Below are 24816 nucleotides of genomic sequence, written 5' to 3'. Positions count from 1 at the left end.
AAAATGGCAGACCACATCCCCTCATGGGAGAATTGGGTCGGCTAAAAGGCAGTCATAAATTTGAGATGGTATTTTTAACCGAGCACAAGGAGGTGGGATGATGAAATCAACCACACGTATGATTCTAATCGCAATAAGTGCGATAATTCTGGTTTTTCCAATAACCATACAAGCCCAGTGGAATGGTGCTTTGCATTTTTCCTGGTGGGAACATGATCGTGTGATTGTTCCTGATACCCCGCTATTATGGCCAGGCCAGCTGGATGCCGGTACAGTAGAGATGTGGTTTAAGCCTGATTCAGTCTTTCGGGCTGATACGCATGAGCCTGACTACACCTACCTTTTCTGCAAAAATATCTCAGGGAATTATGTCGGTGATATGGGTTTGCATTGGATTCGTGGTCAAGGTGATATGGTTTGCTTTGTCCAGAGCGGTGATGCAGTCAATTATCCCACCCAGAGCTTACGTACTGAATCCAATATCTGGTTACCGCGCTGGACTCATGTGGCCTATGTCTGGGATGTAGCCGACTCCATGCGCTTGTTTATTAACGGTGTCCAGGAGCTGGATATGGAGCCAAATTCAGAGGGTGAGATTTGTTTACCCGTGAGTAACGGTGATCAGATCATTACTATCGGATCAGGAGCCCAGGATCATCATTTTGATCGCTATGAAACCTGGCGGGGACAAATTGATGAAGTACGAATCTCAGCCACTGCTCGCTATACTACCAATTTTGTTCCAGCCGATGAGCCTTTCGAAGTTGATGGCTATACTGTCGCACTTTGGCATTTTGATGATGGTGAAGGATTGATAGCAACAGATGAAGCCGGTTTTGGCTTTAATGGAATTTTAGGAGGCTCTGATATCGCCGGGTATGAAGGTGATGTTCCAGCTATGCCTGAATGGGTGATCGTGCAACGTGATCCTAAAATCATGATCAACGAAGTCTTGGCTGATCCAGCTGCAGACGTTGCCAATGGTGACGCCAATGGCGATGGTACAGCTGATGCGTTGCAAGATGAATTTATCGAGCTTCTTAATCTAAGTTCAAATCCTGTAGACCTGACAGGTTGGACTGCCGGCGATGCCGGACTACAGAATTTCACCTTCCCCGATGGTTACATTCTCAACTCCTTCGAGTTTGTGACCATCTTTGGCGGTGGCGATGTGAGTGGCTTTGCTGGCTATAATAGCGATCCCATGCTCACCCGAGTATTTACTGCTGGTGGTAGCCTTGGAGATGGTTTTGATGAAGCCGGTGATGCAGCTATACTGCTGTCGCCCAATGGTCTGGATGATGCCTATGTTGCCTGGGGTACTAGTGCTGGTACAGATCCTGTTGTGGGTGAAACAGTATGGGAGTTTGCCCGGAGCACTGCTGCAAATGGGGCTAATGATAATTCCCTGACGCGTTCCCCAGATGCTAATTATGAGCTGGATGATCCTTTTGTTGAACACCTGACCGTGTCTACAAGCAATTATTCTCCAGGAATGACTCTGGAAGGTGCTGACCGGTTAGCTTTTACTCTGACATTGCTGACTACCCCGGCTGGCTCTGGTACAGTGGAGCTTGATTCAGTCAGTGCCACCCAGACCGAATTTGGTTATGGGGATTTTGTGACTCTGACTGCAATACCAGCTGAAGGTTTTATCTTTTCCGGCTGGGAGGGTGACGAAGTAGCTCAGATCAATCCGGTTTACATTGCCATGACAAAATCGAAGACGATTACGGCCACCTTTATGACAGCTTTTCAATTGCCACCGACCATCATTATCAACGAGATCAATGCTGATCCCTCCACAGATCCGATCTATGGTGATGCCAATCGGGACTGGATCCGCCATGCTGAGCAGGATGAATATATCGAGCTCCTGAATGTCAGTAGTGAAACCGTGGATATGAGTGGCTGGATGCTGGGAGATGATGAACAATTCAGTTTCACATTTCCTGATGGCTATACCCTGGGATGTGGAGAGTTTGTAACTGTTTTTGGTGGTGGTGATCTCTCAATTGGTCCTGCAGATGGTTGGAATGTTGATCCCATGCTGACCCATGCCTTCCTGTCTGATAGTTCACACATGAACGATATCGGAAATGGTTTGCCCAACGCTGGTGAATGTGTGGTTTTGATTTCGCCCGATACATCCTATGCCATGTATGTTAACTATGGCAGTCACTATGGTCGGGGAGCACCTCAGTCCGCCAGCACTCAGGATATTTATTTTAACATGAGAGTCGAATCTGCTGCACATGGTGGCCACAATACTTCCATCACCAGATATCCAGATGGCAACACTGATATAATCGATGCTTTTGTTGAACATCTCACAATTTCAGAGCTGGAAAATTCACCGGCTTCATCCAGTGATGGTGACATGAATATCTGTGACCTCTTAGCTGTGGATCTGGGTGGTGTACAGCCCAATAGCTTTAAGCTTGAGAACTGTTACCCCAATCCCTTTAACCCCTCCACAACTATTAGGTTTGATGTGCCAACTCATACCTATGTGTCTTTGACGATTTACAATATCAAAGGACAGGTTGTTGCTGAGTTGGCAAACCAGAGATTTAAGCCGGGAAATTACGAAGTGACTTGGAACGGCTTGACTGGAAGTGGCGCAATGGCTCCTTCAGGCATGTACCTCTATTCACTTAACTCAATTGCTTTCTCTGAAACAAAGAAGATGATCTTGATGAAGTAATCTGAGCCGGGTTAATAATCAGCTTAGAAAACAAGTGTGGTGAATGATTGGTTCTATAATCATTCACCACACTTTTAAAAATAATGAAACAGAGGATGCTAATGCGACACAAAATTATTTCAGGCTTATTCCTGATTTTATTGAGTAGCACCGTCGTGTATGCTCAATATCATGCTCTGTTCAGATTCGATGCATCACTCCCCGTTGAATCTCCCTTCCACAGTCAGGTAACTTGGAGTGGTCTCGAGTTCAATGATTACCTCGAGCCAGCAGAAGTAATTGCCCGTGGACCTGATGGATGGGGCTTGAGTTTACCTCGGAGTGCCCATTTTTTGAATGATTCCTCCGCCATGGTTTCTGATAATGAAGCTATTATTAGTTTTTTTGGAAACCATACTATAACTGGTGAGATGTGGATCAAACCTGATTCTCTGGATGGCACCATCATTAGTTGGGGGGACAGTGCCGGAGTTCATTTCATCACTACTTTTCTCCAGGACGGTTTTCTAAACATTCACCGTTATCTTTCGGACAGTCTTTTTACCATGACAGCCACAGTTCCAGTAGATACAGCTTCATGGAGCTATCTCTACTGGATCAATCGTATTATAAATGGCTATATTGAGTTTGAACTGTATGTCGATGGTACTTCCGTTTTTCAACAAAGTGAGCTGATGACAGTTCCGGCCGCATTTACGTTGATTAGGTCACAGGTTAGGGTTGGTCGCTCCAGCGATCCACGCACCTTTGGTCCATCATTCAAGGGGCAGATACTGGGAATTAGTTTGAATAACTATCTGCGTTCTGAGACATACCTCCAGAGCAGTCCCCCCTTTGATGGAAGTGAGTACTTTGGGATGCCTCTTTATCTGGAGCGGGGAAGTGAAAAAGTCGTGACGGTTAACCCAACTGAAGTGGAACGCACAGTCTTTGTACCTTATTCAAATGATTTTTACATTCCTCAGGGCATGGCTTCAACCTTTGAGGATAAGCAGCATCCAACAGAAAATGATATGGTGTACCTGGCCATGTACCATAAGGATATCAACGGTACGATTGGTGGAAAGAATTCCATAATTGTTGAAATGGATCCTAACAAAGGCTACCAGGTTCGGCGCTGTTTTCAATTTACCGCAGGACCCACCTACGGACATTTACCAGCCATGGCATTTTATGCAAGTAACCTTTATGTGGGCAGCGAGGGTTCTGTATATCAATGTGAAGTCCCGGCTTATGACTCAACTGCTGGAAAATATTTTGATCTGGAACCGATAAATACCTATAACATATACTCCTCAAACCTGAATTATTTTGATGATACACTCTGGGTTGCAAGTTGGGGCGCTCGCCCATCAGGCAGAGCTTTCATGTTTGGCTATCCGGTCTATGATAACGGCAATATCAATATCGCTGCTACGCCTGTTCGCTATGAAATTCCTAACACCAATCAGGGGGCTGCCTGGACAGAATATGGTGGTGAGAAATATTTATTTGTATGCACCAGCTGGGGTGGAACTAATAACAGCCTGCTTTATCGTTACCGGAAAGGAGCACTCCAGCCTGCGACACTTATTACAGCTGATCGAATTTTCGAAATTCCTTCAGGCGGAGAGGATATTACGTTTGACGATGCCAATAATATGATCAATGTCTCTGAATCAAGCGCAAGAGCATATCAATTGCGAGACTCAAGTCCCTGGAACCAGTTTTACCCCTTTGTTTTCGAAATCAGCCCTGATGTTCTCTTTAGTGATGTTGATACAAGCAGTACAGGTTTGAACGATTCTGAGAAAAACGCCTTGCCAGAGGCCTTCACGCTTTCCGTATATCCCAACCCCTTTAACGATTCAACCATCATTAATTACACTCTTGGATCAGACCAATTGGTTTCATTGGATGTGTTCGATCTTCAAGGACGTCAGATCGAAACTATTATTAAAGAGAGTCATCACAGCCAGGGTCAGCATCAGCTGGCCTGGTCACCTCAAGTAAATTTCAGCGGTGTGTATCTGCTGAATTTCAGGTTTAGTGATCACTCAAACTTTTCTAGAAAGATTGTCTATTTAAAATGAAACGAATACCAGTGATGCAGCGTTTTATCCCATTTCGAATCCTCTATCCGCTCTTTATACTTCTGATTGCTTTGGGGAGCTCAGTCTTTAGCCAGGAAACCCTGCTCTGGAACGATGATTTCGAAGATGGGGATAGCGATGGATGGCTTTTCTATGATGATGCAACCGGATCATCCAACTGGTTTGTTGAGGGCGGATACTTGATCCAGACCAGTAACATTGGATCAAGCGGATTGGGAACACACGCAGTGGCTGGATTGGCAACCTGGGATAATTATACCGTTTCAGCCAATGTGGTCTCCACCGACGATGATTACATTGGTGTGTTGTTTCGCTACCAGAATGCCGGAAATTACTATCGCATGACGCTTTCTTCTCAAGCTGGCAGAATCCGCCTGGAAAAACGCCAGGATGGCATCCTGCAAACCCTGCAGCAGATCACCATGATGTGGCCGCTTTGTACTTACAATATCACCATCGATGTGCAGAATGATACTATTTCAGTTTACCTGAATCAGGTACAGTATTTTGAATTGATCGATGCAAGCTTTGGGTCAGGACGCGTTGGTTTTGCAACCATTAATAACAATGGTTCCTTCTTTGATGATATTTCTGTCTATGATCGACTGGAAGTTGAGCCTCCCGATCAAAGCCTGGTTATAAATAGAGGTCCCTATCTGCAGAATGTGCTGGGAGATAGTGCCACAGTCATGTGGCGCACCAATCAGTATACGAATTCTATTGTAGAGTACGGACTGTCCACCACCGAAACTGAATTGGTCGGATCAACCACCCCCAAAAAGAACCATGAATTAGTCCTGAGGGATCTCCTCCGAGGTCAAGAATATGTCTATCGGGTGTTCTCAAATAACCAGGTGAGCGATTGGGCTCAATTTATCTCTGCCAGACTTCCCCAGGACCCCTTCAGCTTTGCTTTATTGGGAGATAACCGGACTAACTTTCTGCGTCACGGCGAGATCTCAGCTGCAATCTCAGAAGAGACCCCTGATTTTCTAATAAATGTAGGTGATGTGGTTCAGTACGGACTCCGAGCAGACTGGGACACTGAATTTTTCAACCCAATGGCTGACCTCATTAAAAATATGCCTATCTATGTATCAATCGGAAATCATGAAAAAGAATCATCCTATTTCAGCGAATATTTTGCTTTCCCTGATCCAGACCATGAACATTACTATTCTTTTGAGTACGGGAATACCTTTTTCATATTTATAGATAATAATATCGCCGCCTACCCCAGCTCCAATTACCCGGCCATCCATGAAGAAAGCGATCAATATTCCTGGCTTGAGGAACAGTTGGGCTCTGCTGAAGCTCAGAATGCAGAATGGCTGTTTGTCCTGGGGCATGTCCCGATCTATTCAGTCAGCACCAACAATAATTACGACCAGAACCGTGATTTCATCCTGCCGCTGCTCCTTGACTATGAAGTCGATATTTACTTTGCTGGTCATATTCATGACTATGAACGCGGGTTTTCAGAAGGTCTCCATCACATAATCAGTGGCGGAGCGGGTGGACCATTGTCCCATCGAGTTCGTGATATCCCTGAAATTACCGAACAGGTCAGCAACTATCATTATTGCATGATCGAAGTGAATGATTCAGTACTGGGCTTTCAGATCAAGGATAAAGACCAGAATTTATTGGATCAATTTGTCATTAGTAAAGATCCTGATAGCATTTCTGACAAGGATCCGATCCACCCACAGCAACTCACATTGCACAATTATCCCAACCCGTTTAATGCCTCTACCATGATTCAATTCACCTTGCCGCTTGAGGGAGAATACAGCCTTAAAATCTATGATATCTCAGGTCGTCTGGTGACAACCCTGGCAGAAGGATTTGCCCGAGCAGGCACCTATTGGCTGCATTGGGATGGTGATGATGCTAACGGCAGATTGGTTCCCAGCGGCGTATATACTTGTCAAATTGTAACTGAGTCTGGTAGCAGTCAGATCAAACTCAGTTATCTGAAGTGAGCCCCATGCGTCTGAAACAAATCAAAGTGGTGGGTTTCCTTGGCTTCCTACTGTTTATTCTCGCAGCTTGTGTTGGTGTTGGAAGCTCTCCTCCTGAACAAGGTTTAGGACCGAATAATTCGGCTGTTATCTGGCGTGATGATTTTGAAGATGGTGATATGGTAGGTTGGACAATCCACGACTATCCCGATCATGAAATATCAAACTGGTATGTTGAAGCAGGCTATTTGATTCAGCAGAGCAATATTGGCAAAGGCAAATTGGGTACTCAAGCGGTGGCTGGACAAGCTGACTGGACCGACTATACACTTTCGGCAAATGTGGTATCGACTGATGACGATTACATCGGTGTTTTATTCCGCTATCAGGATCCTGAAAACTATTATCGCTTTAGCCTTTCATCTCAGATATCCAAAATTAGACTTGAAAAAAGAGTTGATGGCGTTTTCGAGACTATTGGCTTTCTCGAAGAGATGTGGCCTGAATGTCGTTTCAATATTAGTGTTGATGTTAGGGGGGATTCCATAAAGGTTTACCTGGATCAAATGGAATATTTTTCAATTGTAGATACCAGTCTTAGTTGGGGAAAAGTTGGTTTTGCAACCTATCACAACAATGCTTCCTTCTTCAATGATATCACCGTTTATGACAACTTAAAGATCACAAGAAACAAGTCACTATACTTTGATCGGGTTCCTTATTTACAGAATGTTTTGGGTGATAGTGCAGTAATTATGTGGGGCAGCAGTCAAGCTCAGAATTCTCAAGTTGAATATGGACTATCCAGGGGAGAAACTCAGACCATATTGATGGATGACAGGGTCAAAATACACGAGGTTGTATTGCCTGACTTGCAACAGGGGCAACAGTATACTTACCGGGTATCGTCTGGTTCATTGGTGAGTGATTGGTATATATTTAGAACTGCAAAAACCACGGAGCAAGCCTTTCGCTTTGCCCTCTATGGTGATAATCGTACGAATTTCTTGCGCCATTCAGAAGTTGTCTCTGCAATTTCAGCACAAACTCCGGATTTTATAATCAATACGGGTGATGTGGTTATGAACGGGCTCCGGCCAGACTGGGACACTGAATTATTTGATCCATTACAAGACTTGCTGACTTCGACACCTATTTATGTTTCGGTAGGCAATCATGAGAATAATACCCTGGGCACGACATCCCCAGATCAGGAACAAATACCCTACTCACACTACTTTTCAAAGTATTTTTCTTTTCCTGACAAGCCGCATGAAACATACTACAGTTTTGAATATGGAAACGCATTTTTCATCTTTTTTGACAATAATCTAGCTGCCTACACCGATCGTGCTTTCCCTGATATAGCATCAGGTAGTTCTCAGCACCAATGGCTTGAGAAGCAGCTGAGTTCGCCTGCAGCCCAAAATGCCGAATGGTTATTTGTTACAGCTCATATTCCGATAATGTCTAAGGTACGCTACAAATTAAATGAAGACCAAATATGGCCTCTTTTCAAGAAGTATGGTGTAGATTTTTATTTTTCCGGCCATGTTCACGACTATGAACGAAGTTATGTAGATGGCATTTATCATATCATCAGCGGTGGTGGTGGCGGTCCTCAGGATCACCCTGTTCGCAACCAGGCCGATATTAGAAAACAAAGAACTAGCTATCATTATTGTTTGATTGATATAAATGGATCAACCCTAGATCTCAGCTTTAGGGATAGAGAGCAAAGAGTTATGGATCAGGTTGTCATTGATAAGAGGTTTAGTAATAGTCATAAGGATTTATCAATTCCAAAGAAACTGACTTTAAAAAGTGAACCTGGCTCACCAGGGGTTCCTGTAATCTTTGAGCTCTCTCTTCCCCTGGACGGTGAATTTAATATCAGTATTTATAATGATAAGGGGGACATTATAAAATACCTGGTTGATCGTTATGCCCCCGCTGGCACCTATTGGCTGAATTGGGTGGGAGATGATGCAGATGGCTTTATCGTACCGAATGGTAACTACATTTGTAAAGTCAATACTGGCACTGAGCAAGCTCAAACCCAAATCATACTCCAGAATTGAGGCAGAGGACCTTCCCAATTAAAAGCCGTTTGACAATTCCGATATTCCTCATGATCATCCTGGTCAGTTGTGAGCAACAGGCAAGCAAATCACTTGAAAGTAATGGCCTTGCCAGGATTGGTGATGCCACCATAACGGTTCAGGAGTTTTCCAACAGTTATCAGGCTGGACCATCGTTACTGAAAGAAAAAATAGCTCAACCCAAACGCAGCTTTTTGGATGCCATGATCCGTGAAGAGCTCATCGCCGAGATGCTGAAAAATGATAGCTCTTACACACAATATCCAGCCATCGTGAAAGCGCTTAAGTTATTAGAACAGGAACTATTGGTAGAACACATGTTCAAGGAAGAGGTGCATGATAAAGTCCAGGTCACAGATACCGAAATCCGGAATGCAATTCTTCAGTCAAGCCTCAGCATTAAAGCTAAATATCTAGTAACCCAGGATAGGCAATTCGCAGTTCAATGTCTGGAGGAGTTAGATGCTGGTGTCGAATTTGATAGTTTATTGAATAACCCTGTAGATTTCACGACCAGGGCTTATCTGGATAGTACTGACTTTCTTAAGTCCGGCGAACTCGAACTTCCTCTGAATGAAATTCTTTTTAAACTGCATCCGCAGGCGTACTCTGAAGTCATCACATTTGGGGATTCCTATATCATTTTCCAAAATGTGGCAATGATTAAAGAGATTATTGCTGAAGGTGATATCATCAAATATCATGATCGTTTTCACAAGATTCTCATGTATAAAAAACGGCTGGCGAACGCACGTCGCTTTGTGAAAGAATTTATGGATCCACTTGAAATCGAAGTGGCGGGCGAGAGTTTTGTCCTACTGGTTAACGCACTCTATGAATTGTATGTGAATCTGCCTTATGAACAAAAACAACTTCCTCAGAGCCAGGCTGAAAATCAGGAATTACCTTCTCAGGATGTTCTGAACTTGCTTCAGGAACATGGGCATGATCCAGCCGTCCGTTTTAGCGGTGGGTCATTGTCTGTTGCAGAGCTTTTAGACCAGGTCTTGCTTAAGCCCTTTCATATTGAAGCCACTGACAAACAGAGTTTTGCCAAAGAACTCAACGGTGAAATTGCCATTGCTTTACGTGATTACTTTATGGAGAGGGAAGCTATGGCGAGAGGCTATGATCAAGACCTAAAAATTCAGAATGAGTTGCAGCAATGGTCGGAAAAACTACTGGTTCAGAATTATATCAGCGAATTGAAATCCGCAGTTATAATCTCAGAAGATGAAGTGGCTCAGCATCTCGGTCCCACTACCGTAAATGGCGATGCCAGATGGAAACAAGCGGAACAACAGCTCATTAATTTGAAAGTAAAGCTGACTTTGGATCAGCAGGTTGATAGTCTAATGTCACAGATAGATCTCATCATAAATGAGCAACTATTAAAGTCGATTGAGGTGGATCTGCCTACAGGAAAACGACAGCCAGATGCCTATCTGTTCAAATTAGGATTACCCTACTTGCGTAGTGCCTTCCCCACTCCTGATCCAATCTGGGGGATGAAATAGTTTGAATTTAAAAAACCTCAAGTTGTTGAATAATAATGTTTACGTCTTGAAACAGGTAGTGCCAACTATTGTTCAATATTTGCAAGTTGTGTCTTCGCAAGCAGGGCGCGGCGACCTCGGAGCTCAAAAAAACTAATGGAGGAAATATGAAAATCCTAAAAGGAATACTGCTAGTAACTGTAATCGTGATCATAACAGCCTGTAGTAGTCAACACGAAATATTTATCACGGCTCATCGTGGATCATCAGGAGTTGCTCCTGAAAATACGATGTCAGCCTATTTACTGGCCATCGAACAGGGTGCTGATTATGCTGAACTGGATGTTCAGGAAACTTCAGACGACGTATTAATCCTGTACCATGATAAAACCTATGAACGCACTTCTGCTGTTATTGCCAATGTCTGGGATTTACCCTATGATAGTATTGCCGGATTTGAAGCCGGTGCCTGGAAGCATGAGGATTATCGCGGGGAGCCCATCCCGTTATTCTCTGATATTATTGACTCCGTCAATGGCCGCATGCTCCTGAACGTTGAGATCAAAATGAATGGACATCAGGATGGTCTCACAGAGCACGTTATGCAGGTGCTTGAGGAAAAGAAGTTTGTTGATCAATGTATCATAACTTCCTTTAATTGGGCTGCTATTGATCTGGTTCGTGAGTTATATCCAGCCTACAAAGTTGGCTATCTTTTCTCAAAGATGCCTAAGGATAAGGATGTTGACGTCTTTGCAGCCAATGTAGATATACTGAGTGTTAAGAATAAAATTGTCACAGCCGAATTTGTGGAGAAGGCTCATAAAGCTGGTAAAGAAGTCCATGTCTGGGGAAAAGTAGACAAACCTGAAGAAATGATTCGCCTACGGGATCTTAAAATTGATAATGTTATCACTAATTATCCTGATCGCTGGCGAGAATTTCTCAATACAAAATAATGAAGAATTCTTCAAAGAGGCTGTTGCCACTTTTATTGGTTCTTATCATCCTGGGTTTATCCGCTTGTAAATCAGATCAGGATGTAGCACACACTCCTGTTTTTAGTTATGAGCTGGAAACTGTTTTTGAAGTTGAAGGACGCCAGGGGGTTGCCACCAACGGCCAAATCTATATTGTAAGTGGTAGCAAGGCTCTCTATCAATATTCTCTAGAGGGTGAGTTATTGATGAGTAATCTCGAGCCCTTCATTGACTTGGAGGGTCCGGTCAACCATCTCGGCGATATTGCGATTCATGGTCATGAATTGTATACAGGTGTTGAGAACTTCACCAACGGAAGAGGTGAGAATATCCAGATTGTAATTTATGATCTAGAAACGCTGACTTACAAACGATCTATCCCCTGGGAGCCCGCTTCTGGACAGGTTGAAGTCTGTGGTATCGCCATTGATGGCCCCCGGAAAACGATTTGGCTGGCGGACTGGTTGAATGGACAATACCTCTATCAATACGATTTAGAATCAGGGAATTATGTGGGTCGGGTTGAACTCAATCCAGTTCCTACGCAGATTCAGGGGATCATGATATATCAGGATCAACTATTTCTGACGGCTGATGATGGTGATGCTGATCATGAAAAGCACGATCACATCTACTCCATCACTATTCCTGATCAAAATGAATCAAACCTCAGGCAAATGAATACTGTAAAAACGTTAGATGAGTTTAAGCGAGCTGGAGAAGTAGAAGGACTTTGCTTAGCTCCTGATGGAAGCAAATTATCAGTCCTCATGAATCGCGGCACACGCATCGTTCAGGGAGTGCCCCAGGAATTTTATCCCGGCTATGATCGCGAGATTCATGAGTTGTATATATACAAAAAGATTAAATGATTTAACAGAACCTGTCACAGTTCAGGGGAATGAGATGCGATCAGTCATACTGAGACAGATATAAATGTGTAGTCTCGTTCTAACAAAAGTAAGGATCAAAGCATGCTGAATTGGATTAAGAAGTTTTACGCACCGGCACCCCATATCGAACGAATACCTGAGGAGCAGATAGCCAAGACCTATACCCGGTACCGCTGGAGCACCATGGAATCCACGTTTATGGGTTATGTCATGTTTTATCTCGTGCGCAACAACCTATCCGTAGTTAGCAAGGACATTGGAACTGCCCTGACATACGATCATAATATGATCGGTAACATTCTAGCCCTTTCTGCCATCTCTTATGGAATTGGAAAATTCCTCATGGGGTCACTTTCAGATCGTTCTGATCCCAGGAAATTTATGGCTACCGGTTTATTACTTACCGGTCTGGTAAATTTTGCCTTCGGTGGCATGGAAACATATTGGATTCACCTGGCCTTATGGTCATTGAATGGTTTTATCCAGGGAATGGGCTGGCCCCCTTGTGGTCGCTCCCTTGGGCATTGGTATAGTTTGAAAGAACGGGGTTCCATGTTTGCCATCTGGAATGTTGCTACCAATGTTGGTGGTGGGTTAGCGGGCATCCTTGCAGCTTACGCGGCCTCTAGTTTTGGCTGGCAAGCGGCCTTTTATTTTCCTGGAACCATAGCATTACTCGGTGCGGCTTATCTTTACTGGCGGTTACGTGATACACCCCAATCATTAGGTTTGCCATCCATCGAAGCGTACAAAAATGATTATTCAGAGCTTGAAAAAAAAGAGGGTCTCAAACACGAGAGAGAGCTTTCAACTCGCGAACTTTTTGTTGATAATATTTTAAAGAATAAACTTCTGTGGATTGTGGCCTTCGCCAATTTCTTTGTTTATATCGTCCGTTACAGCATGCTGGACTGGGGTCCCATGTACCTCAGGGAAGTTAAGGGAGCAACCCTGCTTGGAGGGGGTTTTGCCATTGTATTTATTGAGTTTGCAGCTATTCCCTCAACCCTGATCATGGGCTGGCTGTCTGATCGTCTGGGTGGTCGCCGGGGAATGGTAAGTCTTTTATGCATGATTCCCATCCTCTTCGCCTTTTATGGTCTCTATGCAAATCCACCGGGCAACTTGAATTTTGATATGGCCATGTTGGTAGTTATTGGGTTCTTTATCTATCCACCGGTCATGCTTTTGGCCGTATCAGGCCTTGATCTCACTTCGAAAAAAGCAGTTGGCACAGCAGCGGGATTTATCGGACTTTTCGGATACATAGGACGGTCATTACAGGCCAAGGGCTTTGGTTGGATGGTTGATCATTATGGTAAATTGTATGGACTGGAGACGGGTTGGAATTTTGTAATTTTCAGTATCCTGGGCGCAACAGTTATGGGTATCATTCTATTGGCTTTCACATGGAACATCAAACCAAAAGCCTAAGGGAAACTTGTCTTTCTGAACGAGTGTAACGAAGTGAAGAATCTCCTTTGGTTATCCAACATCTGAGATTCTTCGATAGTTGCCTCAGAAAGGCAATCAAGAGCATCAATCGGTACCAAAAAATAAAGGAATTTACTTCGCAGATGGATTGTGCCTAGTCACGATTATTGCGATTGTGTTGATATATAAGGGGATATGGAAAAATGAAAAAGTTAGTTATTATTTTGCTTTTAGTCAGTGCCAATACCAACGCGATTCAAGCAAATACCCTCATTGCTCCAGACGATAGTCTTATTGCTTATGATGGAGTCTTCTATGTTGACCGCCATTCCAATGTGGCTATTTTTCATAGAATAACTGAAGCTGTGATCAATGATCCGGGTAGCGATTTTATTGCTGAAACAGCCCGCACTCAAGCAGGCATTATCATCCGATTTCGAACCAGCAGTAACATGATTATTGCCAGTTTTGTAGAAATGGGGGGAGAAAGTAGGGGGATGGATTTTGGTGTTTATCAGGATGGCGTGTGGTATGACAATTTTACAACAAACACCTTTGAAATAACCTCAAATAATTCTTCACAGCTAACTACTTATGAGATTGTACTCCCCAGCTTTCATAATGTGGGATTCACAGGTCTAGAGCTGGATGACAATCAAGCTCTGGAGGAAATTATTCCGGTTGACAAGCCCCGCTATGTCGCAATTGGAAATTCAGTGTCCCATGGTGTTGGACAGGGTCTGGCAAGTTATCGGACCTTCCCTTTTATTTTGGCAGAGCAGGCTGGTTGGGAGTTATTTAATCTGGCCATTTCTGCGGCCAGGATATCCCCACCCATAGGCGGCATGTTTCCTGATACTGATATTGATGTAATCACCATTTTTCAAGGGTATAATGATTGGAACAGGATTCATGATCTTGATCAGTTTATTGCTAATTATCAGGAGCAGATTAACAATATCCGTGAATCCCACGCAACGACAACTATTTATTGTATTACCCCTTTTACAACCAAAACTGTCGGTGTCATGGGTAGCTTTTATTCCATGGGAGATTATCAACAAGCGATTCGCAATATCATTGATCTTTATCAGGCCAATGGAGACACAAATATTTTTCTTATAGAAGGCTCCCATCTAATTGCCCACAATGATTTGGCTGATTATGTCCATTTAAATATTGGAGGTGCCAGTAGAGTGGCTGGTCGCCTTTATGATATAATGAGTGATCAGGAAGCGTATATGCCTCCGCCCCAGGAAATAGTTATCAATGAAATATTGTGTGATCCAGACATAACCGTCGGGTGGGGTGATGCGAATGGTGATGGAATCCGGGATGCCTGGCAGGATGAGTTTATTGAATTACTAAATATCTCAGATTATCCGGTAAACCTTACCGGTTGGGAGATCGGTGATGATGAAGATATTAACTTTCAATTTCCCAATAGTTATCTGCTCTACCCAGATGAGTTCGTCGTTATTTTTGGTGGAGGTGATGTCTCCACTGTGATTGGGTATGATGCTAATCCGCTGTTAACAAAGGTCTTTTCAGCGGGTGGGTTTGTTGGTAATGGTTTGTACAATAGCAGAGATTATTTGATTGTAAAATCAGATGATGGGTTGCACGATATCTATCTGGCTTATGGCGCAGTGGATAATGTAACGATGCCTGTGAGCGCTGTTGTTGACAATATTACCTGGGAATTTTATAATTCAACGGCGGCGATACCTGACAACGATAATTCACTTACACGTTCTCCAGATGGGAATAACTCCATTGAAGATCCATTTGTTGAGCATCTAACACTTAGCGAGGCTCACTTTTCTCCAGGCACCACGGTTGATGGCCAGGAAATGGTTGGTATAGATAAATCAAGAATGGCTCTCACGCCCACAAAGACTCAACTCTATCCAAATTTCCCCAATCCCTTTAATCCACAGACAACCATTCGTTATGAGTTATCAGAGACCGCTCCAATTGAAATCACAATTTATGATATCAAGGGACAAAAAATCAATAGTCTTATTCATGGGGAGCAGCCACCTGGAGTCTACAATATCCAATGGAGTGGAAAAACTGATTTAGGTAAGCAGGTCAGTACCGGTGTGTACTTTGCGCATTTCAAGACAAAAGACGCATCCCAGATTATAAAGATGACCTATTTAAAATAAGCGCTTCTGTTGGGGATGCTTAGTTTAGGTCAGCATCAATCCGATCTTTGTTTGATGCAACGATACCTTCAATAGACTGGCCAATTTCACGATTCAGTCGGACCAAAAGTGCTTTTGCTGTATGTTCTGCCCGATCAAGCCGATCCATGAAATAACTATTGTTGCTGTTACGTTTCCGCAAGGATGCAAATCGTTCATCTAAAGTGGTTGGCTCATCAAATTCAATCATGAAATCCACCAGGGGGATCAGTTGTTCTTCAATTGAGTTTGGAATGAAATCACGGGCTGGTAGTCCTGCTAGTTCTGCTTCCGCTGCATCTAAGCCAAATAATATATGGGATGCACAGACGAAGGCTTCCTGATGATGTCCCAGCTTTGTCAGTAAATGATAACCCTCAACACCATGTTTGATAGGATCATGAGTGCGATAGCGTCCGATATCATGCAAGAGGGCTGCCGACCATAGAAATTCCAGATCGATAGAACGAAACTCATTTAGAACTGAGCCCACCCTCAAAGCAGCCTGGGCAACAGCAAAGCAGTGCTTGCTCCAAATCGCACCCTTCGCATATTCTTCCAATAGAGCACTGGATTGTTGCTGTGAAAGCATACCATATATTACAATATGTATCCGACATTGGAAGGATTAAATACCCTAAAGAAACCCACAGAATGATGGAACGACACCAGATAACAATCACTGAATAAATTATCCAATATTTTTCATTGGATAATCCGTTGACAGGCGCGGGGTTGCCAGCTATATTCGCGGGCTTTTTAATAAAGGAGAGAAATCTAATGTACGCGATTATTCAAATTGCAGGGAAACAGTTCAAGGTGAAACCTGGCATGGTCCTGAACGTTCCGACTCTCGATATTGAACCTGGTAAAAAGGTTAATGTCGAGCGCGTATTGGCTTACTCTGACGGAAAAAATCTTGAAGTCGGCACTCCAGAACTGGACAATGTCGCCATCGATGGAACAGTCATTACTCATGGCCGCGCCAAAAAGATCATCGTTTTCAAAAAGAAACGCCGTAAGGGATACCAGAAGAAACAAGGACATCGCCAGGGTTTTACACAGATCAAAGTGGAAGGTATTGCACCAGCAAAACCAGCCGCCAAGAAAAAAGTAGCCAAGGCCGATGCTGAAGTAATAGCTGAGAAAAAGCCTGTTGAAAAAAAGGCTACAGCCGCCAAAAAGCCCGCAGCCAAGAAAGCACCCGCTGCGAAAAAACCAGCCGTTAAAAAGGCTGCAGCTAAACCGGCCGCTGAAAAAGCTGATAAAGGAGAGTAACCATGGCTCATAAAAAAGGTGTTGGTAGCTCCAAAAACGGTCGCGAGAGTCATTCCAAACGTCTGGGCACAAAAGCCTATGGCGGCGAATGGGTTTCTGCCGGTAGTATCATTATCCGTCAACGCGGTACAGCCATCCACCCCGGCCAGAATGTTGGTATCGGTGGTGATGATACGCTTTTCGCAAAGATTGATGGTTTTGTAACCTTTGAACGAAAAGACCGCACCAGAAAACAGGTAAGCATCTACCCGGAAGTTTAATCCTGTTATCTGATACAACTCTTAAAATCCCTCGAGTGATCGGGGGATTTTTATTTTAATGAACTTGTAAACAAATAACTTCTCAAGCATTACATCTCGCAGAGCGCGCAGAGCGTTGTATTGAGTTCATCGAAATGTCGCAGAGAAGAGTATTGATTGAGAAAGTCCAAATTTCATGAGTGTTGTGAACTAAAGTGTTAGTTCAGGAAAAGATTATCAATATTTCAAGATCACAAAGAATGGTGTATCTACAAAAAAACGCATAAAAAGAACACCAACCAGTTCACGATTCATCAAGTGTGTCTGAGCAAATCATGCTGCCTACACTTAACTCTTTGCGCCTCTGCGCGCTCTGCGAGAGAGTAACATTTATAAGGTAGTAAATAATACTGTATTCTATACTGTTCCGGAGGATGTGTGACCAAACCAAACAATGATGTACAAAAACTAACTGAAATGGTAGCTGCTTTTGACCGTTTAAAACAGGAATTATCAAAAGCAATTATAGGGCAGGACGCTGTCATAGAACAGCTGGTGATTGCCTTGTTAGCACGCGGTCATGCTCTACTGGTGGGCGTTCCAGGCCTGGCTAAAACGCTTCTGATCAAGAGCCTATCAGAAGTTCTGGATCTGAGTTTTTCACGGATCCAGTTTACCCCTGACCTTATGCCTTCAGATATCACAGGAACAGATATCATCGAAGAAGATCACACTAGCGGGAAAAGAAAATTTCGTTTTGTAAAAGGACCGGTTTTCGCCAATATCATCCTAGCCGATGAGATCAATCGGACCCCTCCAAAAACGCAGGCAGCCCTGCTGGAAGCCATGCAGGAACATCGGGTAACCGCCGGTGTGAAAAGCTATGTGCTGGAAGAGCCTTTCTTTGTTCTGGCTACCCAGAACCCGATTGAGCAGGAGGGTACTTATCCACTACCAGAAGCACAACTGGATCGGTTCATGTTTACCCTGCAAGTAGACTATCCCAGTCGGGAGGAGGAACGCCGAATTGTTAGTCAAACGACCTCTGGCGCGATAGTTAAATTAGAAAAGATCGTGGACCAAAAATCTATTATGGATTATCAGGATCTGATCAGGCGTGTGCCCGTAGCTGATAATGTTATCAATTATGCAGTAGAATTGGTGAGCAGAACTCGGCCTGATGATAATAATGCCCCGGACTACATCAATAAGTGGGTGGGTTGGGGCGCTGGTCCCCGGGCTTCTCAATATTTAATTCTGGGTGCCAAAACACGGGCTGCCATGTCTGGGAATCCCACTCCTTCCATTGATGATGTGAAGGCTGTAGCTCTGCCAGTATTGAGACACCGCGTCCTGACCAATTTCAATGCTGAAGCTGATGGTGTCACAGTAGATGAGATCATTAAAAAATTACTGTAATAATTATTATTGCCACAAATTCACGAAGACACTAAGAACCACAAGAAAGTCGTTAAGTGGCCACTGACAAACTGAAATATTTAAACCCCCAAACCCTGGCAACCCTGGCTAATATGCAGCTCAGAGCACGCATGGTTGTTGAGGGGTTTATTGTAGGACTGCACAAAAGTCCCTATCACGGTTTTTCCGTAGAGTTTGCCGAGCATCGGGCTTACGGCCCCGGTGATAACCTGCGCTATCTGGATTGGCGCTTATACGGCAAGACCGACCGTTTTTATGTAAAACAGTTTGAGGAAGAGACCAACCTGAAAGCTCATCTCATGCTGGACATGTCGAGATCAATGGCTTACGGATCATCAGATATCACCAAACTGCAGTATGGCAGCTATCTTTCTGCAGCTTTGACCTACCTGCTTTTACGCCAGCAGGATGCAGTGGGTCTAACCCTTTTTGATACTGAAATACGGACCCATATCCGTCCTTCATCCCGGCCTTCAATGTTAAATAATATTCTTGGTCATCTGGAAAATGTAACACCTGGAGAAGAAACGGCCATTGGTCATAGTTTGCACCATCTGGCAGACCGGATTCATCGAAGGGGACTGGTGATCATTATTTCAGATATGTTGGATGACCTGAACAATATTCTGAACGGGCTTAAACATTTTCGTCATGACCGCCATGAGGTTCTGGTTTTTCATATTCTGGATCCCCGGGAAGTGGATTTTGGTTTTGATGCTCAGGCTAAATTCAAGGATATGGAATCAAGTGAAATTATTGCCACAGAGCCCTGGCATATCCAGAAAGACTATCAGGCTGCAGTTGAACAATTCCGTACTCAGTTGGGAGCCCGCTGCCGTGAACAACATGTGGACTATGTTCCTCTAACAACAGATCAACCCCTGGATATAGCCCTGCTGGCATATTTGAATAAACGCCATTCAGCCAGGTAGCAAGCAAACCTGTTTTCAGCGATCGCGAGCCAAGCAGGGTTTATAATTTAGTAGATAGTTAGACGACATATCCGTTTTCACATTGATTGCCCTGCTCCCCCTCCTATATTCGCAAACTTAATGATTCTATCCAAAGCCACTCTATCTCGACCTTATTGGTCGATTCTCCTCACTATACTTCTGGTAACAGGTGTGTTTCATCCTGTTTTTGCTCAAAGCAATATCAGTATCAGTGGCCAGGTAAGTGATGCAAGATCCCGTATGCCATTACCTGGTGTGAATATTCAAATCCAAGGCAGTCTGCTGGGTACGACTTCTAATGTTTCAGGCTATTTTCAGCTAAATGATCTCCCACCCGGAACCTATAATCTGACTTTTTCAATGATGGGCTACGCGCCCTATTCAGTAAAGGACGTAGCTGTTCTCCCTGATATTCCTGCCAGTCTGGTTGTGAAACTGAAATCAAATGTGCTGGCTTCTCCCCAGGTTGTGGTGACTTCCAGCCGTAAGGAACAGGATATTTTGGAATCGCCTTTCTCTGTATCAGCTATTGGACGCAGGGAAATTCAATCAAAAGCAGTCGTCAACATGATCGATATTTTATCGTATGAATCAGGTGTCTCCACCATCAAGGGACAGTTGAATATTAGAGGAACATCAGGCTATACCATGGGTGCTGGCAGTCGATCACTCCTCCTTGTTGATGGAATTCCAATGTTGGGCAGCGCTGCAGGCAACATTACCTGGGGAACGATTCCCAGCTCAGAAGTGGATCGGGTGGAAATAGTCAAATCCGGTGGATCAGCCATGTATGGTTCCAGTGCCATGGGAGGTGTGGTGAATATCATAACCCGCAATGCACCACCTGAACCGGAAACCCGCATATCAACCCAAATCGGTGTTTACAGTCAACCCAGAATAGATCAATGGCAGTGGCGAGATTCGCACGGACTGCTATACAATACCGAGATATCCCATTCGCGAAGCATCGGCCCACATGCTGCCTGGATCAGGGTTCAGAAGCGCCGGGATGATGGATTTATGGAGTTGAATTGGGAAGAAGCCTTGAACGTTTCCGGTAAACTCAAATTGAATTTCGGAAACGCCCACTCCGCTGCAGTTTTTTTAAATGTTCTTGATGATAGATCTGGCTTGATGTCCATCTGGAAGAGTTCAGCCAGCCCCTTTGAAGCACCCAGAGGCTCTAAAAAAGATATGACCGATGGGACTAAAACTATCCTGAATGGTCATTATAATTATGTGTATTCTCCAGAGTTAGTTATCAAAGCCAAAGCAAGTGCTTATTGGAATTCATGGGTCGGGTCTGGAGCAGATCCAGATTTCTCCAGCGAGAATCGTTATTATGAAGAGATCCAATCCAGTAAAACCTGGTCTGACAATTTTACAAGTATTTTTGGTGTAACCATGCAGCAGAATGGGGTAGATGCTCAGATTTTTGGACAGCACAGTAGCAGTTCACTGGCCTCCTTTCTTTTGTTCGAGAAAAAAATTCATCAATTTACCCTTTCTACTGGAAGTCGCTGGGAGGTTTACAGGGTCGATGGCAAGTATCAGGATGAGGTTTTTTCACCCCAGCTCGCCCTTAATTGGAAACCATCACCCTGGGCTGCCTTCCGAATTTCTTCTGGAAAGGGTTTCCGGGTACCCACAGTAGCTGAAATGTTCACTTCAGCCCACAGAAGTATCTTTACAGTTGAACCGAATCCAGGGTTGGTATCAGAAACCAGTATCAGTCGTGAATTTGGAATGACGCTGCTTGCTGGTCAGATGGGATTTCTGGATCTCCTGAAATTTGATGCAGCAATCTTTCATAACAGGTTTGAAAATTTTATTGAACCAATTCCTGATAGTACGGCCACAATCCATTTTCAGAATATAGCTGACGCTAGAATTATGGGACTGGAAATAAGTCTTGGCGTGAGCGCCTTTAATAATCTGATGGATTATCAGTCAGCCTTTACCCTTCTGGATCCCATGGAGTTGGATGGAGCAGGAGATGTGTTGGATACTTTATCCTATCGTCATCGATATCACTGGATCAGCACCCTGGGGATGCATCATTGGGGGTTGGATGCATCTGTGGAATATCGCTATTTGAGTCGCATGGAAAGTGTTGAACTCTTTCAGGAAAACATGCTTACAGGACAAGATACACGGGTGCCAATCCACATATGGAACGCTGGATTAGGCTCAACATACGGAGATTGGCATTTCCTGTTACGGGTTGAAAACATTTTTCAGTACTACTATACCCAACTGGAAAGAAATATTGAAGAAGAGCGAGTGTTTACTTTTACGGTGGAGAAGCAGTTGTAAAATGAATCACTTAGGTACAGGTCAAAATAAAATATCATGGATATTATCAATTCTTCTGGCACTGGGTCTTGGACTGATTGCTGCTTGTGATAGCCCAAGTGACCTGGAGGCTGTTTCGGGTATTCAGGGTGAGATCCAGATCAACGGTACGATACCGGATTCAATTAAAGCTGTAGCCTTGGTAATATTGTTGCCCGAGGCTTACAATGATCAGGATAACATTGGAAAACATTTAGTGAATTATTCTGATCCTCTCTCTGCAACTGGAGAATACTATACACAATTGAAACCAGGGCTGTATATGGGTGTTATTGTTGGTTTATTAATAGATCCTGGAGTATTTGTTGCGAATCTTGATGATTATTTAGCAAATACAGATTTACCGATTGTTCAATTATCAGAAGGACTGAACTCGTTTCTCGTTGAAGAATACGAAATGCAAATGATTGATTGGAGTGTAAACTTTTAACAATATCAAATTCCCATAAGCCTCTGAAAGTCAGACCGTACTTTTAATTTGTTTGTTAAAGTGCATGAACTATCTTAGCTGGTCAAATAATTGTAATAAGACTCACAAAACAAATAAACAAAGGAGACATGTTTATGAAATTGTTACTAAGAATTACCCCTATGGTCCTGGTTATCCTGGGCCTGTTCTTCATCATTGGTTGTGAAGACACAGAAGATGATCCGGAAATTAATCCCCTGGTTGGAGCCTGGGATTTCAGCAATATGGAACAGTCATCAGTTTATACTGCTGTAGATTCTTCTTTAATTCCCTTCTATGCACCTGGTGATACAGTTGGTTCCGGTGGCTTGACCTGGGCTGAATTCTCAGCTATGGGCGTTAATGGTACTGTTGCCATGCTTGAAGATGGTACCTTTACACTTGATGGCAGCTTCCCGATCAGCAATGATACACTTGGGTATGCCCCAGTCATTACACCACTTACTGATGCTGGTGTTTGGACCGAAGATGTTACAGCAGGAACCTTGCTGATTGACGGTGCCTTTTATGATCTTGGTGGTTTGATGACCTTGAGTGATGATGAGGCCGAGCTTACACTAGTCTATGCTTCATCTGAGATCGATACCTTTGTCTTGCCAGTTGATATGGGCGGAACGATCGTATTTTTCCCCGGTATTGCGCTGAATAATGCTAGCTCAACCACACTTGGTTTTACCAAGCAATAGGTAGACATCGAATAAGTTTATCTATATCAATCGTTAAATCCATGCAAGCCGATTCCAAGTGGATCGGCTTGTTTATTTAAGAGGAGAAACAAAATGAAAAAGATGATGATCAGTGGTTTGCTGCTGCTGTTTGTGATCCAGGTATTTGGTGGAGGAATGGTGACCAATAGTAACCAGTCAGCTGAATATATGCGGACCATGAACCGGAATGCATCCATCGAGATCGATGCTGTATATTTTAATCCAGCTGCCGTAACTTTGCTGAACGAGGGTATGCATCTGTATCTCAGTAACCAAACCATTTTTCAAACAAGAACAGTAGTGGCTGATTTTCCAACCTATAATTCAGATACTTTTGAGGGAACAACCTTTGCACCGGCTTTCCCCAATCTACATGTTGCTTATGTAATGGGATCCATGGCTTTCTCTGGAAGTTTTCAGCCCATTGGTGGTGGTGGAAGTGCTGAATTTCCTGATGGTCTGCCAGCTTTTGAAAAGACTTTAGCTGGATTTGCCCAGGGAACACCTGCAAGTCTACTTGATGCAGCTCTGGAGCCCTTAGGCACAATAAATGGTTACTCTGTTGATGCTGCCTTTAATGGTTCATCACTGTATCTTGGTTTTCAGGGAAACTTTTCCTATGCCCTAAGTGATATGATCCAGGCTGGTTTTGGGGTACGCTACATCAGCGCTAAAAATACTTATGAGGGAGGGTTGGAGAATCTGACCCTGAATACGAGCTCCGGTACGGATATCACAACAGCGATTGCAGGTGCTTTGCTTGCTGACAAGTTTGTTGAAGCCGAGAAGACCGGCACAGCGATGGTCTATATTGGTAGCTTGAATTTAAACCTGTCTGAAGCTCTGAATGTCTCTCTTCGTTATGAGACCATGGGTGCCCTGGAAATGACCAATTCAACCACAACTGATGACATCGACATGTTCCCGGACGGGGCCGTCTCAAATTCTGATATTCCTGCCCAGGCTTCCATTGGAATCGGTTGGCAGCAAGGGTTGACCCGAGTTGAAATCAGTGCTGACTATTGGTTCAACACCGCTGTGAACTGGGATGGAAAAGAAGATAAGGTAGATAACAACTTCGAAGTTGGTATTGGTGGTGAATATGGATTGAGCGAATCGCTGGTTATTAGTGGTGGCTACCTTTACGCCGCAACTGGCGCAACTGATGCCTATCAAGAAGACCTCAGCTATAGTCTGAGTTCAAATACTGTTGCAGTCGGTGGGAAGTACCTGCTTTCTGATAAAAAGTATGTCAGCATTGGATTGTTTGACACTATTTATCAAGATGGTCAGAATTATGCACCCATTCCCAAGAATCAAGAATACTATAGTAAAACTTCAGTTGGTTTTGCTCTGGGATATTCCCATAGTTTCTAATTCTTGATAGTTTGTTTATTAAAAAGGTCGGGTTTTCCCGGCCTTTTTCAATTATAGAAACCCGAGGGATTTAAAAAACCTTGCGAAGGCTTTAAGCCTTCGCAAGGTTATACGAACTATGCAGCACCCATTTCAATCTC

The 24816-nt window shown here is 43.7% G+C and carries 18 protein-coding genes; 17 read left to right on the top strand and 1 reads right to left on the bottom strand.

Annotation, left to right across the window (positions count from 1 at the left end; translation table 11 throughout):
• Positions 1 to 97 precede the first annotated feature (97 nt).
• The 9 genes from U9Q77_01575 (at position 98) to U9Q77_01535 (ending at position 15840) form a co-directional block, all read left to right on the top strand.
• Positions 98 to 2707 (top strand): lamin tail domain-containing protein, encoded by a 2610-nt coding sequence (locus U9Q77_01575; protein MEA3286054.1) that lies wholly within the window; start codon positions 98 to 100, stop codon positions 2705 to 2707.
• A gap of 101 nt (positions 2708 to 2808) precedes the next feature.
• Positions 2809 to 4779 carry a T9SS type A sorting domain-containing protein gene (locus U9Q77_01570; protein ID MEA3286053.1) on the top strand — a complete coding sequence of 657 codons (1971 nt, stop codon included), beginning with the start codon at positions 2809 to 2811 and terminating at the stop codon, positions 4777 to 4779.
• Positions 4776 to 6785, top strand: coding sequence for a metallophosphoesterase (locus U9Q77_01565; GenBank protein ID MEA3286052.1), 2010 nt, complete (start codon positions 4776 to 4778; stop codon positions 6783 to 6785). The genes U9Q77_01570 and U9Q77_01565 overlap by 4 nt, the downstream gene beginning before the upstream one ends.
• 5 nt (positions 6786 to 6790) lie before the next feature.
• A complete protein-coding gene (locus tag U9Q77_01560; GenBank protein ID MEA3286051.1) occupies positions 6791 to 8845 on the top strand; it encodes a metallophosphoesterase in 2055 nt (684 codons plus the stop codon).
• A 29-nt stretch (positions 8846 to 8874) separates the two neighbouring features.
• Positions 8875 to 10383, top strand: coding sequence for a hypothetical protein (locus U9Q77_01555; protein ID MEA3286050.1), 1509 nt, complete (start codon positions 8875 to 8877; stop codon positions 10381 to 10383).
• Positions 10384 to 10529: 146 nt separating this feature from the next.
• On the top strand, positions 10530 to 11321 hold the full coding sequence (locus tag U9Q77_01550) for a glycerophosphodiester phosphodiesterase family protein (protein ID MEA3286049.1): 792 nt from the start codon (positions 10530 to 10532) through the stop codon (positions 11319 to 11321).
• 23 nt (positions 11322 to 11344) lie between these two features.
• Positions 11345 to 12214 (top strand): hypothetical protein, encoded by an 870-nt coding sequence (locus U9Q77_01545; GenBank protein ID MEA3286048.1) that lies wholly within the window; start codon positions 11345 to 11347, stop codon positions 12212 to 12214.
• A 102-nt stretch (positions 12215 to 12316) separates the two neighbouring features.
• On the top strand, positions 12317 to 13669 hold the full coding sequence (locus tag U9Q77_01540) for an MFS transporter (GenBank protein MEA3286047.1): 1353 nt from the start codon (positions 12317 to 12319) through the stop codon (positions 13667 to 13669).
• A 203-nt stretch (positions 13670 to 13872) separates the two neighbouring features.
• Complete coding sequence (locus U9Q77_01535; GenBank protein ID MEA3286046.1) at positions 13873 to 15840, top strand: lamin tail domain-containing protein; 1968 nt, start codon at positions 13873 to 13875, stop codon at positions 15838 to 15840.
• Positions 15841 to 15859: 19 nt separating this feature from the next.
• On the opposite strand, the gene U9Q77_01530 is transcribed toward U9Q77_01535, so the two are convergent.
• Positions 15860 to 16450, bottom strand: a complete 591-nt coding sequence (locus tag U9Q77_01530; GenBank protein MEA3286045.1) for an HDIG domain-containing protein — start codon at positions 16448 to 16450, stop codon at positions 15860 to 15862.
• A gap of 188 nt (positions 16451 to 16638) precedes the next feature.
• On the opposite strand from U9Q77_01530, the gene rplU reads away from it, so the two are divergent.
• The 8 genes from rplU (at position 16639) to U9Q77_01490 (ending at position 24676) form a co-directional block, all read left to right on the top strand.
• Positions 16639 to 17136: a 50S ribosomal protein L21 gene (gene rplU / locus U9Q77_01525; GenBank protein MEA3286044.1), complete on the top strand. Its 498-nt coding sequence runs from the start codon at positions 16639 to 16641 to the stop codon at positions 17134 to 17136.
• A 2-nt stretch (positions 17137 to 17138) separates the two neighbouring features.
• Complete coding sequence (gene rpmA, locus U9Q77_01520; GenBank protein ID MEA3286043.1) at positions 17139 to 17396, top strand: 50S ribosomal protein L27; 258 nt, start codon at positions 17139 to 17141, stop codon at positions 17394 to 17396.
• Positions 17397 to 17852: 456 nt separating this feature from the next.
• Positions 17853 to 18794 carry a MoxR family ATPase gene (locus U9Q77_01515; protein ID MEA3286042.1) on the top strand — a complete coding sequence of 314 codons (942 nt, stop codon included), beginning with the start codon at positions 17853 to 17855 and terminating at the stop codon, positions 18792 to 18794.
• Between the two features lie 56 nt (positions 18795 to 18850).
• Positions 18851 to 19747, top strand: coding sequence for a DUF58 domain-containing protein (locus U9Q77_01510; protein ID MEA3286041.1), 897 nt, complete (start codon positions 18851 to 18853; stop codon positions 19745 to 19747).
• 120 nt (positions 19748 to 19867) lie between these two features.
• Positions 19868 to 22084, top strand: coding sequence for a TonB-dependent receptor (locus U9Q77_01505; GenBank protein MEA3286040.1), 2217 nt, complete (start codon positions 19868 to 19870; stop codon positions 22082 to 22084).
• Position 22085: 1 nt separating this feature from the next.
• On the top strand, positions 22086 to 22553 hold the full coding sequence (locus U9Q77_01500) for a hypothetical protein (protein ID MEA3286039.1): 468 nt from the start codon (positions 22086 to 22088) through the stop codon (positions 22551 to 22553).
• 134 nt (positions 22554 to 22687) lie between these two features.
• Positions 22688 to 23278, top strand: a complete 591-nt coding sequence (locus U9Q77_01495; GenBank protein MEA3286038.1) for a hypothetical protein — start codon at positions 22688 to 22690, stop codon at positions 23276 to 23278.
• A 93-nt stretch (positions 23279 to 23371) separates the two neighbouring features.
• The gene (locus U9Q77_01490) at positions 23372 to 24676 is read left to right on the top strand and encodes a hypothetical protein (GenBank protein MEA3286037.1); all 1305 of its coding nucleotides are present in this window, start codon (positions 23372 to 23374) and stop codon (positions 24674 to 24676) included.
• Positions 24677 to 24816 lie beyond the last annotated feature (140 nt).

This window comes from Candidatus Neomarinimicrobiota bacterium (assembly GCA_034716895.1).
Lineage (GTDB): Bacteria > Fidelibacterota > UBA8477 > UBA8477 > JABMPR01 > JABMPR01.
This window is presented reverse-complemented; position numbering and strand designations above follow the sequence as displayed.

Coding starts and splice junctions, on each gene's coding strand:
- U9Q77_01530 (MEA3286045.1), bottom strand. CDS start 16,450: ATGCTTTCACAGCAACAATCCAGTGCTCTATTGGAAGAATATGCGAAG.
- U9Q77_01570 (MEA3286053.1), top strand. CDS start 2,809: ATGCGACACAAAATTATTTCAGGCTTATTCCTGATTTTATTGAGTAGC.
- rpmA (MEA3286043.1), top strand. CDS start 17,139: ATGGCTCATAAAAAAGGTGTTGGTAGCTCCAAAAACGGTCGCGAGAGT.
- U9Q77_01515 (MEA3286042.1), top strand. CDS start 17,853: ATGGTAGCTGCTTTTGACCGTTTAAAACAGGAATTATCAAAAGCAATT.
- U9Q77_01500 (MEA3286039.1), top strand. CDS start 22,086: ATGAATCACTTAGGTACAGGTCAAAATAAAATATCATGGATATTATCA.
- U9Q77_01575 (MEA3286054.1), top strand. CDS start 98: ATGATGAAATCAACCACACGTATGATTCTAATCGCAATAAGTGCGATA.
- U9Q77_01495 (MEA3286038.1), top strand. CDS start 22,688: ATGAAATTGTTACTAAGAATTACCCCTATGGTCCTGGTTATCCTGGGC.
- U9Q77_01565 (MEA3286052.1), top strand. CDS start 4,776: ATGAAACGAATACCAGTGATGCAGCGTTTTATCCCATTTCGAATCCTC.
- U9Q77_01490 (MEA3286037.1), top strand. CDS start 23,372: ATGAAAAAGATGATGATCAGTGGTTTGCTGCTGCTGTTTGTGATCCAG.
- U9Q77_01550 (MEA3286049.1), top strand. CDS start 10,530: ATGAAAATCCTAAAAGGAATACTGCTAGTAACTGTAATCGTGATCATA.
- U9Q77_01540 (MEA3286047.1), top strand. CDS start 12,317: ATGCTGAATTGGATTAAGAAGTTTTACGCACCGGCACCCCATATCGAA.
- U9Q77_01505 (MEA3286040.1), top strand. CDS start 19,868: ATGATTCTATCCAAAGCCACTCTATCTCGACCTTATTGGTCGATTCTC.
- U9Q77_01560 (MEA3286051.1), top strand. CDS start 6,791: ATGCGTCTGAAACAAATCAAAGTGGTGGGTTTCCTTGGCTTCCTACTG.
- U9Q77_01535 (MEA3286046.1), top strand. CDS start 13,873: ATGAAAAAGTTAGTTATTATTTTGCTTTTAGTCAGTGCCAATACCAAC.
- rplU (MEA3286044.1), top strand. CDS start 16,639: ATGTACGCGATTATTCAAATTGCAGGGAAACAGTTCAAGGTGAAACCT.